A 14,992-nucleotide genomic window follows, 5' to 3' on the forward strand; every position below is an offset into this window, starting at 1 on the left:
GGGGAAGGCTGGGATGGGGGTGAACTGTCTGCAACTTCCAACGTTCTACCCCCACCCTAACCCTCCCCCTGCAAGGGGGAGGGAAGTTAATCATCAGATGTCACTAATCGCCGAATTAATAAATGTCGCCATAATAACATAGGCATGGCAATGATTTACTGCTCATGACGCAGACGCGTGTTCCCGAATCAGCTCGATAAACGCCTCGCCATAAGCCTCAAGTTTACGCTCACCGACACCGGAAATACGCGCCAGTTGGCGCAGGGTCTGCGGCCGGGATTCGACCATTTCCATCAACGTGGCGTCATGGAAGACTACGTAGGGCGGCACGCCTTGCTCATCGGCCAGTTCCCGCCGCAACAAGCGCAAGTCTTCCCACAATCGGCTATCCGCCTCATGTTTGAAGACAATGCGATTGCGGGCAACCGCCTTGGTCTTTTCCTGCTTCACATGACGCCGCAGCATCAGGCGTTCCTCACCACGCAACACAGCGCGACAGCCATCGGTGAGCCGCAAGGCGCCGTGCCCTTCAAGATCAACGGCAAGCAGTCCGCGGGCGATGAGCTGGCGGAATAGACCGCGCCAGGCATCGGCATCCAGTTCCTTGCCAATACCAAATGTGCTCTGCACATCGTGTCCGAAATTGCGGATACGCTCATTATCCTTACCGAGCAAGACATCAATCAAATAGTTCACACCAAACCGCTGCCCGGTGCGATGCACACAAGACAGGGCTTTTTGGGCCTGGACACTGGCATCCCAGGTCTCGGGGGCGACAAGACAGTTATCACAGTTGCCGCAGGGCACGGACAATGTCTCGCTAAAATACTTCAACAATGTCTGACGACGGCAGGTGGTGAGCTCACACAAACCGAGCATGGCATCGAGTTTGTGGCGCTCGACACGCTTGTGTGCATCGTCAGCTTCGGAGGACTCCAGCATCTGACGCAAGGTAATGACATCCTTCAGGCCATAGCTCATCCAAGCGGTCGCAGGCAGTCCATCGCGACCGGCGCGGCCAGTCTCCTGATAATAGGCCTCGACACTCTTGGGCAGATTAAGATGTGCCACGAAACGGACGTTGGGTTTATCGATGCCCATGCCAAAGGCAATGGTGGCGACAATGATCACGCCTTCTTCCTTGAGAAAGCGCGCCTGATGGGTGGAACGTACCGTGGCATTCAACCCGGCATGATACGGCAACGCCGTGAGCCCCTTGGCGGCGAGCCACTCAGCCACTTCATCGACACGCTTGCGTGACAAACAATACACAATACCCGCATCACCTTTGTGCTCGTCATGTATCAGGCGCAGCAACTGTTCACGGGCATTACTGCCGTTACTCTCGGCAATGCGATAACGGATATTGGGCCGATCGAAACTGCTGATGAAGACACGCGCTTCTTCCAGCCCAAGGCGCGCAATGATCTCACGTCGCGTCGGTTCATCGGCGGTAGCGGTAAGCGCGATGCGCGGCACTGCGGGAAACCGTTGATGCAACACCGAAAGCTGAATGTATTCAGGCCGAAAATCGTGCCCCCACTGCGAGACGCAGTGCGCCTCATCAATGGCAAACAATGCTATTTTGGCCCGCGCAACTAAATTGAGCGTGCGCTCCAACATCAAACGTTCGGGGGAAACATAAAGCAGATCAAGCTCACCGCGCAGCAACTGCTGCTCAATCGCGCGCGCCTGCGTGGCATCAAGCGTGGAATTGAGATAAGCCGCCCGCACACCGGCCTGCGTCATCGCCGCCACCTGATCCTGCATCAACGCAATGAGCGGCGAAACAACTATCCCCGTCCCTGGCCGGGCAATGGCGGGAATCTGATAACACAAAGATTTTCCGCCGCCGGTGGGCATGAGCACCAACGCATCGCTCCCCGCCATCAGCGTGGCGATCACCTCATCCTGCGGCGAACGGAAACGCTCATAACCGAAGACACTACGGAGAATTTTCAGCGGCAGCGGGTCATCCACCGGCAAGGTCATCATGGCTTTCACGCCTTGAAATTCAGCATTGCAATCACGGTGATGGAGTCATGCAACCCTTACGCCTTTTTATAAATCTGCGCACCCTGCCGCACGAACTCCACCGCCTTTTCCTGCATCCCTTTTTTCAGGGCCTCGGTTTCGGAGATGCCCTGTTTGGCCGCGAAGTCACGCACGTCCTGGGTAATTTTCATGGAGCAGAAATTAGGCCCGCACATGGAACAGAAGTGCGCCACCTTATGCGCATCCTTGGGCAGTGTCGCATCGTGGAATTCACGCGCTTTTTCCGGATCGAAGCCGAGATTGAACTGATCTTCCCAGCGAAATTCGAAGCGCGCCTTTGATAACGCATTATCACGCAATTGCGCGCCCGGAAAACCCTTGGCCAGATCGGCGGCATGCGCAGCGATTTTGTAAGCGATGATGCCATCGCGTACATCCTGCTTATTAGGCAAACCCAGATGTTCCTTGGGTGTGACGTAACACAGCATCGCGGTGCCATACCAACCGATATTGGCGGCGCCGATCGCCGAGGTGATGTGATCGTAGCCCGGCGCGATATCGGTCACCAGCGGCCCCAAGGTATAGAACGGTGCCTCGAAACAATCGCGCAATTCCTTGTCGACATTTTCTTTCACCAGATGCAGTGGCACATGACCGGGACCTTCAATCATCACCTGCACATCATGTTGCCAGGCAATCTTGGTCAATTCACCCAACGTTTCCAGCTCACCAAATTGCGCCGCGTCATTGGCATCGGCCAGACATCCCGGCCGCAGACCATCGCCCAACGAAAACGAAACATCATAAGCCTTCATGATGTCGCAGATTTCTTCGAAATGGGTATAAAGGAAATTTTCCTGGTGATGCGCCAGACACCACTTGGCCATGATCGAGCCACCACGCGAAACGATACCGGTCACGCGATTCGCGGTCAGCGGCACGTAGCGCAACAACACGCCCGCATGAATCGTAAAATAATCCACGCCTTGTTCGGCCTGCTCAATAAGGGTATCGCGAAACATTTCCCAGGTCAGGTCTTCGGCCTTGCCGTTCACTTTTTCCAGGGCCTGATAAATCGGCACCGTGCCGATCGGCATCGGCGCGTTGCGCAAAATCCATTCGCGCGTCTCATGAATGTTCTTGCCGGTGGAGAGGTCCATAAAGGTATCGCCGCCCCAACGTGCGGACCACACCATCTTCTCGACTTCTTCTTCAATCGACGATGACAGAGCGGAATTACCGATATTGGTATTGATCTTGACCCGGAAATTACGGCCGATAATCATTGGCTCCAATTCAGGATGATTGATATTGGCCGGAATAATGGCACGCCCGGCTGCGACTTCCTGGCGCACAAATTCAGGCGTGATCTCATCAGGAATATTCGCCCCCCAGGAATGCCCCGGATGTTGGCGCAGCAACTTTTGATAACGCACATCCGCCCGCAACGCCTGCAGGCGCAGGTTTTCGCGAATCGCAATGTATTCCATTTCCGGGGTGACGATGCCGCGACGGGCATAATGCATCTGCGTCACATTGGCACCGGCCTTGGCGCGACGCGGTGTGCGGAGGTGTTCGAATCGCAACGCAGCCAGCGCCGGATCGCGCATCCGTTGCCGCGTGTACTCAGAGGCGTAATCATTCAACTGTTCCGTATCGCCACGCTCCGCAATCCAGCAGCTGCGCACATCCGGCAATCCTTTGAACAAATCAATCTTCACCGCCGGATCGGTGTAAGGCCCCGAGGTATCATAAATATAAACCGGCGGATTTTCTTCAATGCCCGAATCGCTTTGCGTTGGCGACTGCGTCACTTTGCGCATCGGCACGCGAATATCCACCCGTGAGCCTTGCTGATAAATCTTCTCCGACTTCGGAAATGGACGGCACACTTCTTCCGACACACGGGAAGTCTTGCGCAAAAACTCTTCTGGCACGGCACTCATAGGCTCACCTTGGATAAGCAATTAAACTTGCACCTGATTAAGGTATGCGTTGGGCGAGGAAGGAAGAACCAAACCGCCCATCGGCGGTGGAGATGGGTGAATGCGCTTCCCTACGCCGGCACAACCCGGATCAGGTGAAAGGGTTTGATCTCAGCTCGTTTGTCACGAGCACCCCTAGCTACAGGTTGGAAAGATAGCCCAATGCGCCATTTTTAACAAGCCGTAACCCCGCGTCATCCTTACAAAAATTCCTATTTATCAACCAAATAGCAGCCAGCCGGCACCGAACCGACTTGCTTCAGCTGGGCAATGTGCTTTATCTTCATCTATTCATAGCAATAAATAATTCCGAATTTAGGGAACCAAGCATGAACAATATCACTCTGGCCCGTTTTAATATGATTGAGCAACAGATCCGCCCTTGGGACGTGCTCGACCAACGGGTGCTCGATTTGATCCACACCACACCGCGCGAGGCCTTTGTCCCCCAACGTTTTCAGGGCCTGGCCTTTGCCGACACCGAGATTCCGCTGGGCCATGGCGAAGCCATGCTTGCCCCGAAAATTGTGGGCCGGATGCTGCAGGCCCTGAACATTGATTCGAGCGACACTATCCTGGAAATTGGTACCGGCAGCGGTTATGTCACCGCGCTTCTGGCCCGCGCTGGGCGCCAAGTCTATAGCGTTGATATTCATCCTGATTTTATCCAGAACGCGGCTATGTTACTGCACGCCCAGGGCATCAACAACGTCACCCTGAAAACCGGTGATGCCACCCATGGGTGGCCATTGCACCAACCCTATGATGTCATCCTCATTACGGGTTCGTTGCCGATACTACCGCTGAGTTTTCAACAATCCCTACAACGGGGTGGCCGCTTGGTCGCCGTGGTGGGCGATGCGCCAGTAATGGAAGCGATCTTGATTACCCGCACCGGGGACAATGAATGGAGCCGGGAATCGCTGTTTGAAACCTCGATCAAACCGCTGACCAATGCCCCGCAACCTTCCAGGTTTACTTTCTGAATCCCCGGCAATATATTAGCCGTAACTAATATTGAGACCAACACCATGCGCCAACTTAACGCCAAACAGGTTCATCACCACTTGCAGCACGCTGAAAAACAGCCTTTCTTGCTCGACGTACGCGAACCTTTTGAGGTGCAGATCTGCGTCATCCCCAACTCGGTCAACATTCCATTGGCACAGTTACCGCGCGCGCTACCCCAACTGCCACAGGACAAAGAGATCATTTTGATCTGTCACCATGGTAATCGTAGCCAGCGGGCCGGCATGTATCTGCGCAGCAATGGTTATGAGAATCTGATCAATCTCGTGGGCGGCATCGATGCCTGGGCCTGCGACATCGCCGCCGACATGCCTCGCTACTAAACAACGACCACACCCTATGCGCCGTCCAATATTACCTTTCATTGGAGCCCTCTCGCTCCTGGCCAGCAGTCCGTCGATATTGGCCGAGGACTTGGTACAGATATACCACCAGGCACAAGAGAGCGATCCACAATTGCGCGCCGCCACTGCAGCACGAGAAGGTAGCGACGCCGGCCGCCGAAAAAATGCAGCGCTATATCTGCCCAATATTGATGTGAGCGCGAATTCAACACATACCAATCAAAAAACCGAAAACTCTACCGGCTCCATCCCCAATGGTGAAGTAAGTTATAACACCAAGGGCTATTCGGTAAATTTACGCCAGGCGCTTTATCGCCGCGATTTCATCACCCAATATCGTCAGGCGGATGCACTCTACGCGCAAGCGCAGGCCAACTATGATGCCGCATCTCAAAACCTGGTGCTACGTGTCGCCGAAAGCTATTTTAATGCACTCGCCGCCCAGGACAATCTCAGCTTCAGCCAGGCCGAGAAAGAGTCCATTGCGCGGCAACTGGAACAAACCAAACAGCGCTTTCAGGTAGGCTTGATCGCAATCACCGACGTTCACGAATCACAGGCCGCGTATGACACTGCGCTAGCCACTGAAATCGCCGCCGACAGCCAACTTAAAACCAGCATGCAGGCATTACTGGAGATCACCGGCAAGCTCCCGGCCAACCTCAATTCATTGAGCGAAAATATCTCACTCATCGAGCCCGATCCGAACTCTGTCGATCGTTGGATCGAGAACGCCTTGCAGCAAAATGCAAAATTGCTGGCCGCCGAAGCCGCTGTCGCTGCCGCGCGTCATGGCCTGGACCAACGCCGTGCGGGCCGACACCCGGAATTGGATTTCGTCGCCAGCCACAGTTACACCGATCTGGGTGGCGGCACGTTCGGTGGCCGCGAAAGTACTGAAAATTCTGTCGGCGTACAGCTTACAATGCCGCTATTCCATGGCGGCGGCATCTCTGCCGGGATTAGTGAAGGTCAGGCCCAGCTCACTCAATCCAAGGAAGGACTGGAACAACAACGCCGCGCCGTGGTGCGCGAAACCAGTGACGCCTATCTCGGCGTGTTGACTGAAATTGGCCGCGTCAAAGCCTTGCAACAAGCCGTTGTTTCGTCACAAAGCGCACTTGATGCCACCGAAGCCGGTTACCAGGTCGGCACCCGCACGACGGTCGATGTACTCACTTCGCGCCGCAACCTCTTCCTCGCCAAGCGCAACCACTCCCGCGCCCGCTATGACTACATCCTCTCCACGTTACGACTGAAACAAGCCTCGGGAATTTTGGCTGGCACCGACCTGGAACAGATCAACAACTGGCTGGTACATTAACTACTGTGGATCATATCGCGGTAAACTGACCGCTTTATTTTTATAGAGCGTCATCGGACTTTGAGCGACCAATCTGGCACCTCTTTCAATCCCCTCTCGTTTCTCGGCCCTCGCTATTGGCTGTTGTGGCTCGGCCTTGGTCTGTTGCGGCTGAGCTGTTTCCTGCCCTATCGCGGCCTGCTGTTACTTGGCTCAGTCACCGGCGACCTCATGTATTGGCTATTGCCCCGGCGGCGCCACATCGCTGCCACCAATCTGCTGCTCTGTTTTCCGGAACTAAGCCTATCGGAACGGCAAGCATTGCTGCGACAGAATTTTCGCTCAACGGGTATCTCGCTATTCGAAATTGCCTGGTGCTGGTGGGGGCCGCAACAAAAACTCGAGCCACTCTGTCATATACAGGGACTGGAGCATCTGCACGCTGCCCAAGCTCAAGGCAAAGGTGTGCTGTTATTCAGCGCCCATTTCACTTGCCTGGAAATCGGTGGCCGACTATTGGCGCTGCATGTCCCATTTTATGTGATGTACAAACCACATCGTAACCCGTTATTCGAAGCCGTGATGCGTGGCAGCCGCGAACGTCAATTTGAACGCGCTATCGATCGTAATGACATCCGTGATCTTATCCGCACCCTGAAGCAAGGTCACACCTGCTGGTATGCACTGGACCAGGACTTCGGTACTATCAACGCAGTGTTTGCACCTTTTTTCAACATCCCTGCCGCCACCCTGACGGCCACGACACGCATCGCCAGAATGACCGGCTGCGCGATAGTCCCTTTTTTTGTTCACCGCTTGGACGATGGCTCCGGCTATCAACTGACGATTCAACCACCATTGGAGCACTTCCCTTCCGGTGATGATCTTACTGACACGACTCGTACCAATGCCTTGATCGAAAAGGAAGTACGCAAAGCGCCCGCCCAGTATCTCTGGACACACCGCCGCTTCAAGAACCGTCCTGCTGGAGAAGTCAATGCCTACCAGCGCTAAACCTGACTGGCGTTACCGGTTTATTTTTACCGCATTATCTCCGCTGCTGGCAGCGCACAGCATTTGGCAAGGATTGCGCAGCGACAACATGCGCCTTTCCAAACAGCGTTTAGGCAAGCAGTTACCATTACGCAACGATCATCCGCTCTGGCTGCACATGGCCTCCGTCGGCGAGGTTAATGCGGCGCGACCGTTGATTGATGCCTTGCGTCATCATCATCCGCAGTTACCGTTGATCGTATCCACGATCACCGCCAGTGGCGCCGAAACTTGTGCCCGTCGCTTGCCCGCTGGCATCGGACATTTTTTCTTGCCACTGGATTTTCAATCTGCGGTACAACATTGTTTGGATCACATCCAGCCCCGTGCATTAATCGTTTTGGAAACCGAAATCTGGCCGCGGCTCTACGCCGAATGTCTTCAACGCAATATACCGTTGATTATCATCAATGGGCGGCTATCGCGCCGCACGTTAAACAAGCCGGCCTGGATACGTGCCATTTACCAGCAGGCTTTGCGCAATGTCACTCAGGTTTTGGCTCGCTCCGCTGCCGATGGACAACATTTTCAAGCGCTGGGAGTGCCATCTGAACACATTGAAACCCTTGGCAATCTCAAATTCTCTCAACCCGCGAATAATACATCAATGCCGACGATTTCTCTGTCCCGTCCCTGGGTGCTCGCCGCCTCCACTCACGCCGATGAAGAATTACAAATCAGTCGCGCCTGGTTCAAGGCTGGCCTGGATCGTGATTATTTATTGGTGATCGTGCCACGCCACCCACATCGTGGTGAAACACTGGTCAAACAATTCAGGGACTTGGGGATGAACTGCGCCTTACGCAGTCTTGAGCAACCGGTGACCCGCGACACACAGATTTACTTCGCCGATACCTTTGGCGAGCTTCCGTCTTTTATCGCCGGGGCTTCTCTGGTTTTTGTCGGCGGCTCGTTAATTCCACGTGGTGGCCAGAATATTCTAGAGGTGGCACAACTCGGCAAGGTTGCGATCTTTGGCCCGCACATGGACAACTTCCGTGACGAAAGCGAGTTATTACTGCACAATCAAGCCGCTGTTCAGGTCAATAATTACGATGAACTCATCGAAAAGATCCGCGAACTGCTCGTCAGCCCCGACAAACTCGTGACCATGGGACAAGCGGCACAACATGCATTAAGTAAAAACTATGACGTAACCGAGCGTTATCTTCATGCCCTCGAAAAATATTTGTAGGGGCGATTCATGAATCGCCCCTACTGGTCCCAACGATCATCCTTGACCTGAACCACACCATTCAACACCTGTACCGGGAAGATATCGACAGGCTGAGTCGCGGGCGGTGCTTTGACTTCCCCCGTTTTGATGCAAAAGCGGGCACCATGGCGGGGACAGATGACATCGTCACCGACAAGCTCGCCACTGGCTAACTCGCCGCCATCATGAGTACAGACATCTTCAATAGCGTAATATTTTCCTTGGAGATTAAAGACGGCAATGATGGCGCCTTCGACATCAACAACGCGCCGTTCCCCGGCTGGAAAATCAGTAACGCGAGCCACCGCTACCCAATCCGACATGGACTACCTCATTAGTTTGTGCTGCATCAATAGATTCCAAGCTGCAACCTGGCAGCATCCGACATCCGCTCACGGCTCCAGGGCGGCTCCCACACAATCTCGACATTGGTTTCCGTGACCCCTGCCACTGTCATGATATGTGCCTGCACCACACCTGGAAAACTCTGCGCCACCGGACAACCGGTGGTGGTGAGTGTCATTTTGATATTGACGCAGCCGTAATTCGACGCATGAATCTCGTATATCAAGCCGAGATCATAAATATTCACTGGGATTTCCGGGTCATAAATCGTGCGCAGCATTTCAATCACGCGCTGTTTCAGCGCTTCATCTTCTGCTGGGCGCTGCGCTTCAGGTACCACATCGGCACCTGAAGCTCCTTGATTTTCCGATTGTCCCCACCATTTATCAAACACGGTGTACCTGCCTTATCTATTCAGTGGAAGTGGACTTTTCACCATGCAGCGCCGCATGCATGGTATGCCAAGCCAAAGTAGCGCATTTAACGCGCGCGGGGAATTCGTGTACGCCGGCCAATACTTTCAGTTTGCCGAGACCGCTCAAATCCGACGCCACACCATTTTCCCGCGTCAACAGATGGTGCATGTGACTGAACAGTTCCTCAGCTTCTGCGACGGTTTTGCCCTTGAGTGCCTCCGTCATCAACGAGGCAGAGGCGGTCGAGATAGCGCATCCCTGGCCGCTAAAGCCGACATCTTTGATCATGCCGTTCTCCACTGTAAGATAGACTGTAATATCATCGCCGCACAAGGGATTAATCCCGTGCGACTGGTAATTGCATCCCACCGGTTTCCCGAAATTACGCGGCTGACGGTTATGATCCAAAATCAACGCTTCATAAAGATCGCGGACATCATTCATACGCCGAATAACTCCTGCGCTTTATGCAACGCATTGACCAGGCTGTCTATTTCCTCAAGCGTGTTATAAATTCCAAACGAAGCGCGTGCCGTCGCCGGCAATCCATAACGTTGCATCAGCGGCATCGCGCAATGATGACCGGCGCGGATGGCGATTCCTTCACGATCGACGATGGTGCCGATGTCGTGCGGATGAATACCTTCGATGGTAAATGAGACAATGCTCGCTTTCTCTCGCGCCTGACCGATGATCCGCAAACCGCGTATCTCGCTCAGCACAGCGCTGGCATAATCAAGCAACGTTTTCTCGTGCTGCGCTACCGCCGCCAGACCAATACCCGTTAAGTAATCAACCGCCTCGCCCAGACCGATGACACCGGCAATATGGGGCGTGCCGGCCTCGAATTTGTATGGCAGCACATTGTATTCGGTCTTCTCGAAACTGACGCTGCGGATCATGTCGCCGCCGCCATGATAGGGCGGCATCTCTTCCAGCAATTCTTGCTTGCCGTACAACACGCCGATTCCGCTGGGACCATACATCTTGTGACCAGAGAAGGCGTAAAAATCACAATCAAGCGCCTGCACGTCCACGGCCATGTGCGGCACGGCCTGGGCACCATCCACTAGCACGGGAATATCCATGCTGTGGGCGGCTTGGATTATCCGCTGCAGCGGGTTAATCGTCCCCAGCACATTGGAGATATGCGTCAACGCTACCAGCCGGGTGCGTGGTGTCATCAGGCGCAGCGCTTGCTCCATCTCCAGCTCGCCATCATCGGTGATCGGTACCACGCGTAAAATCGCGCCGGTTTGTTCACAGACGATTTGCCACGGTACGATATTGGAATGGTGCTCCATGCCAGTGATCAAAATCTCATCACCTGATTTCAGGCGCGGCCGGACATAGCTCTGCGCCACCAGGTTGATCGCCTCGGTGGTGCCACGGACAAAAATGATCTCCTTTTCATCGCGGGCATTGATGAATGACTTGAGCTTACCGCGCGCGCCTTCATAGGCCTGCGTTGCACGTTCGCCCAGTGCGTGCACTGCGCGATGAACATTGGCGTAATCGTGCGCGTAACACTGAGTGATCGCATCGATGACACATTGCGGCTTCTGGCTGCTGGCACCATTGTCGAGATAGACCAGCGGCTTGCCATACACCTCTTGCTGCAGAATCGGAAAATCGTGGCGGATTTTTTCGACATCAAAGCCGGTCTCGGCTGAGGCGGCTGGCCGGACATCACATGCGGTCGTATTCATAGCAGCCCCCTGACATGCAGCGCCTGTGGCATGTGGGTCAAGACGCGCTGCTGAAAACTGTCACGCAGTACCCCCTTAGGCACGCGACCGATAATATCGGCGGCAAAGGCATAGGTCATCAAGGTACGGGCAGTTGTTTCGTCCAGGCCACGTGAACGCAAATAAAACAGGGCGTTATCATCCAATTGTCCGACCGTAGCAGCGTGGCCACATTTGACATCATCGGCATAAATTTCGAGCTGCGGCTTGACGTCCATTTCCGCATGGTGCGAAAGCAACAGATTGTTGCTCACCAGGCGCGCATCCGTCTTTTGCGCCTGCGGCTGAACGATCACCTTACCATCCAGCACACCGCGCGCCCGCTCGTCGAGAATGGCACGCACGTACTCGCGGCTGGCGCAGTGGGACACGGCGTGCTCGACATGAGTATGGAGATCGATGTGTTGCCGTCCCTGACCCAGCAGCAAGGCGTTGACCAAACATTCCGCGCCTTCGGCCGCCAGGACAGTTTTAAAATCTTGTCGCGCCAGCTGGCCACCCAGCAAAAAGCAGTGATAGGCGAAGCGGCTATCGGCCTGCTGTACGACGTTCAATCCAGCAACGTGAACCGCTTTATTTCCCTGTTGCTGCAGCGTGTAATAATCGAGCCGAGCATTTTCGCCCACCATGACTTCAGTTTGGCTGTTAGTGAAGTAGCTGTTGTCACCAAGGCCAATATAGGTCTCAGTAATACTCGCCTGACTGCCAGGCTCCAGAGTTATCAAGTGGCGCAGATAGGTACCACTGTTTTCGCGTCCCTGGTTAATGAATACCAAATTGACCGGTGCCGGTATCACAGTATTTTTGGCAATCCGCAGGCTGACACCATCGGACAGATAGGCCATGTTCAGGGCGGTGAAACCGTTGCTTAGGTTCTCGTTCACCTGCTCCAGAGCCTGCATGACGACGTCATCTTCCTGTTCCAATGCCCGGCCCAGCGAGATCATAGAAATCCCATCCGGTAACTGATCGCCTGCGGAAACGTGCGGTGCATAATAGCCGTCGATAAATACCAGTGTGTACCCTGGCAAATCATGACTTTTCGCCAATGCCTGCAACACAGCGTCGCCAAGCTTGATTTCATTTTTAGCGACGATTTTAAATTGCTGCTTTTCAAATGAAGTAAGGCGGGTATATTTCCATGCCTCGTCACGAACGCCTGGAAAACCCAACGTTGTAAAGCGAGCCAGCGCGGCGAGGCGCAAGCGTTGCACGCGGGTGGAATTACGGGCCGGTAATTTAGCCGTGGCGTCGTTAAACTCCTGCTGATAAAACTCTATGGCACTTGCGGTATTCATAACGTTCAGACTCCCGCCGCTGCCCGTGCCACCGCATTTGGCGTTTGCACCTCAATCCACTCGTAACCCCTTTTTTCCAGTTCCAACGCCAGCTCCTTACCACCCGATTTAACCAGACGGCCGCCACTCATGACGTGGACAAAATCAGGCTCGATGTAATCAAGCAGGCGTTGGTAGTGCGTCACCATTATCATGGCCCGCTCAGGACTGCGCATGGCATTGACACCATTGGCGATGGTCCGGAGCGCATCGATATCGAGTCCCGAATCGGTTTCATCAAGGATCGCCAGCGTTGGCTCCAGCAGCGCCATTTGCAATATCTCGTTGCGTTTTTTTTCGCCGCCCGAAAAACCTTCGTTCACATTGCGCTGTAGAAAATCCGGCTTCATATCGATTTTGGCCATCTTTTCCTGTACCCGCTCGAGAAACTCCACGGCATCCAACGCCTCCAGCCCCCGTTCCAGCCGGATCGCGTTGAGCGCGGATTTCAGCAAATAGACGTTCGCCACACCGGGGATTTCCACCGGATACTGAAAAGCGAGAAAGATACCTTGCCTTGCGCGTTGTTCCGGCACCAGCTGAGTTAAGTCCTCGCCGCGATAGCGGATTGTGCCTTCAGTGATCTGATAACCTTCACGGCCGGCCAGAATGTACGCGAGCGTACTTTTGCCAGAGCCATTCGGCCCCATGATGGCATGCACTTCACCTGTCCTGACGGTCAGGTCGATGCCGCGCAAAATCGGCTTGCCACCAACACTGACATGCAGGTTGTCGATCTGTAATATCACTTCGTGCTTGCTGATCACGCTCATCCCACTGCTCCTTCCAGACTGACATTCATCAGTTTCTGCGCTTCGACCGCAAACTCCATCGGCAACTCGCGAAACACCTGCTTACAGAAACCATTAACGATCATCGAAACCGCGTCTTCCTGCGACATGCCGCGCTGTCTGCAGTAGAACAACTGATCCTCGCCGATTTTCGAGGTGGAAGCCTCATGCTCAACCTTTGCCGTGGCATTTTTGACCTCAATATAGGGAAAGGTGTGGGCACCGCATTGATCACCCAGCAACAGCGAATCGCATTGGGTGTAATTACGCGCATGCTCGGCATCCTTGTGAATTTTCACCAGTCCACGATAAGCATTTTGGCCATGGCCGGCGGAGATACCCTTGGCAAGAATAGTGCTACGCGTATTTTTGCCGATGTGAATCATCTTGGTACCGGTATCCGCCTGCTGATACTTGCTGGTCAGCGCGACGGAATAGAATTCGCCGACCGAATTATCACCGCGCAAGATGCAACTGGGATATTTCCAGGTGATGGCCGAGCCTGTCTCTACCTGAGTCCAGGAGATCTTTGAGTTTACACCACGGCAATCACCGCGCTTGGTAACAAAGTTGTAGATGCCGCCTTTTCCTTGTTCATCACCGGGATACCAGTTTTGAACCGTCGCATATTTGATCTGTGCATTGTCGAGCGCAATCAGCTCCACTACCGCGGCGTGCAACTGATTTTCGTCGCGCATCGGTGCCGTGCAGCCTTCCAGATAGCTGACATAACTACCTTCATCGGCGATAATCAGCGTGCGTTCAAACTGACCGGTGGTGGCGGCGTTGATACGAAAATAGGTCGACAGCTCCATCGGGCAGTGCACACCTTTGGGGATGTAGCAGAACGAACCGTCGCTGAAAACCGCTGAATTCAGCGCGGCAAAGAAATTGTCACCTGGCGGAACAACCGTACCGAGATAGCGCTGCACCAGCTCAGGATGTTTCTGCACGGCCTCGGAAAAAGAGCAGAAAATGATACCTTGTTTGGCCAGTGTCTCCTTAAAGGTAGTCGCCACCGAAACGCTGTCGAAAACGGCATCGACCGCTATCACACCAGCCAGCATCTCTTGCTCCCTTAGCGGGATACCAAGTTTTTCATAGGTGCGAAGTAATTCAGGGTCAACCTCATCCAGACTCATGGGGCGAGCCTGTTGCTTAGGCGCTGAATAATAGCTGATCGCCTGATAGTCGATTAGCGGATGCTTGATATGCGCCCAGCTTGGCTCTCGCATGGTCAGCCAGTGACGATAGGCATCAAGGCGCCACTGCAGCATGAACTCGGGTTCATTCTTCTTGGCAGAAATGGTGCGAATAACCTCTTCATTCAATTCGCGCGGCAGCGTATCGCTTTCAATCTCGGTGACAAATCCCGCCTGATAATCCTTGGCGATGATTTGACTAATATTAAGCGCTTCTTTTGACATAAG

The 14,992-nt window shown here is 54.1% G+C and carries 14 protein-coding genes and 1 riboswitch; of the genes, 5 read left to right on the forward strand and 9 right to left on the reverse strand.

Features of this window, described 5'->3' with window-relative positions; all coding sequences use genetic code 11:
- Window positions 1-162: 162 nt before the first annotated feature.
- Together recQ and thiC are read right to left on the reverse strand one after the other, a co-directional pair.
- Window positions 163-1,992, reverse strand: a complete 1,830-nt coding sequence (recQ, locus tag HY272_07150) for a DNA helicase RecQ (protein ID MBI3772459.1) — start codon at window positions 1,990-1,992, stop codon at window positions 163-165.
- A gap of 59 nt (window positions 1,993-2,051) precedes the next feature.
- A complete protein-coding gene (gene thiC / locus HY272_07155) occupies window positions 2,052-3,941 on the reverse strand; it encodes a phosphomethylpyrimidine synthase ThiC (GenBank protein ID MBI3772460.1) in 1,890 nt (629 codons plus the stop codon).
- A 90-nt stretch (window positions 3,942-4,031) separates the two neighbouring features.
- A riboswitch (TPP riboswitch) is annotated at window positions 4,032-4,127 on the reverse strand.
- Between the two features lie 182 nt (window positions 4,128-4,309).
- Here thiC and HY272_07160 point away from each other — a divergent pair.
- From HY272_07160 to HY272_07180, 5 genes are read left to right on the forward strand one after another with little or no spacing between them, the layout of a single operon-like run.
- Entirely contained in the window at window positions 4,310-4,966 is a 657-nt protein-coding gene (locus HY272_07160; protein MBI3772461.1) for a protein-L-isoaspartate O-methyltransferase, read from the forward strand.
- A gap of 45 nt (window positions 4,967-5,011) precedes the next feature.
- Window positions 5,012-5,332, forward strand: coding sequence for a hypothetical protein (locus HY272_07165; GenBank protein MBI3772462.1), 321 nt, complete (start codon window positions 5,012-5,014; stop codon window positions 5,330-5,332).
- A 16-nt stretch (window positions 5,333-5,348) separates the two neighbouring features.
- The gene (locus HY272_07170; GenBank protein ID MBI3772463.1) at window positions 5,349-6,677 is read left to right on the forward strand and encodes a TolC family outer membrane protein; all 1,329 of its coding nucleotides are present in this window, start codon (window positions 5,349-5,351) and stop codon (window positions 6,675-6,677) included.
- Window positions 6,678-6,737: 60 nt separating this feature from the next.
- Window positions 6,738-7,670, forward strand: a complete 933-nt coding sequence (gene lpxL / locus HY272_07175; protein MBI3772464.1) for an LpxL/LpxP family Kdo(2)-lipid IV(A) lauroyl/palmitoleoyl acyltransferase — start codon at window positions 6,738-6,740, stop codon at window positions 7,668-7,670.
- Window positions 7,654-8,904 (forward strand): 3-deoxy-D-manno-octulosonic acid transferase, encoded by a 1,251-nt coding sequence (locus HY272_07180; protein ID MBI3772465.1) that lies wholly within the window; start codon window positions 7,654-7,656, stop codon window positions 8,902-8,904. The genes lpxL and HY272_07180 overlap by 17 nt, the downstream gene beginning before the upstream one ends.
- A 20-nt stretch (window positions 8,905-8,924) precedes the next feature.
- Here the strand turns inward: HY272_07180 and HY272_07185 are convergent, their stop codons facing one another.
- From HY272_07185 to sufB, 7 genes are read right to left on the reverse strand one after another with little or no spacing between them, the layout of a single operon-like run.
- The gene (locus tag HY272_07185) at window positions 8,925-9,248 is read right to left on the reverse strand and encodes a non-heme iron oxygenase ferredoxin subunit (GenBank protein MBI3772466.1); all 324 of its coding nucleotides are present in this window, start codon (window positions 9,246-9,248) and stop codon (window positions 8,925-8,927) included.
- 26 nt (window positions 9,249-9,274) lie between these two features.
- Window positions 9,275-9,664, reverse strand: coding sequence for a DUF59 domain-containing protein (locus HY272_07190; protein MBI3772467.1), 390 nt, complete (start codon window positions 9,662-9,664; stop codon window positions 9,275-9,277).
- Window positions 9,665-9,680: 16 nt separating this feature from the next.
- A complete protein-coding gene (locus HY272_07195; protein MBI3772468.1) occupies window positions 9,681-10,130 on the reverse strand; it encodes an SUF system NifU family Fe-S cluster assembly protein in 450 nt (149 codons plus the stop codon).
- Window positions 10,127-11,395 (reverse strand): cysteine desulfurase, encoded by a 1,269-nt coding sequence (locus tag HY272_07200; protein MBI3772469.1) that lies wholly within the window; start codon window positions 11,393-11,395, stop codon window positions 10,127-10,129. The genes HY272_07195 and HY272_07200 overlap by 4 nt, the downstream gene beginning before the upstream one ends.
- A complete protein-coding gene (sufD, locus tag HY272_07205; GenBank protein MBI3772470.1) occupies window positions 11,392-12,732 on the reverse strand; it encodes a Fe-S cluster assembly protein SufD in 1,341 nt (446 codons plus the stop codon). Before sufD ends, HY272_07200 begins: the two co-directional genes overlap by 4 nt.
- A gap of 5 nt (window positions 12,733-12,737) precedes the next feature.
- Window positions 12,738-13,517: a Fe-S cluster assembly ATPase SufC gene (gene sufC / locus HY272_07210; GenBank protein ID MBI3772471.1), complete on the reverse strand. Its 780-nt coding sequence runs from the start codon at window positions 13,515-13,517 to the stop codon at window positions 12,738-12,740.
- Between the two features lie 23 nt (window positions 13,518-13,540).
- The gene (sufB, locus tag HY272_07215) at window positions 13,541-14,989 is read right to left on the reverse strand and encodes a Fe-S cluster assembly protein SufB (GenBank protein MBI3772472.1); all 1,449 of its coding nucleotides are present in this window, start codon (window positions 14,987-14,989) and stop codon (window positions 13,541-13,543) included.
- Window positions 14,990-14,992 lie beyond the last annotated feature (3 nt).

The sequence above is a fragment of the Gammaproteobacteria bacterium genome (genome assembly GCA_016200485.1).
Classification (GTDB): domain Bacteria; phylum Pseudomonadota; class Gammaproteobacteria; order Tenderiales; family Tenderiaceae; genus JACQEP01.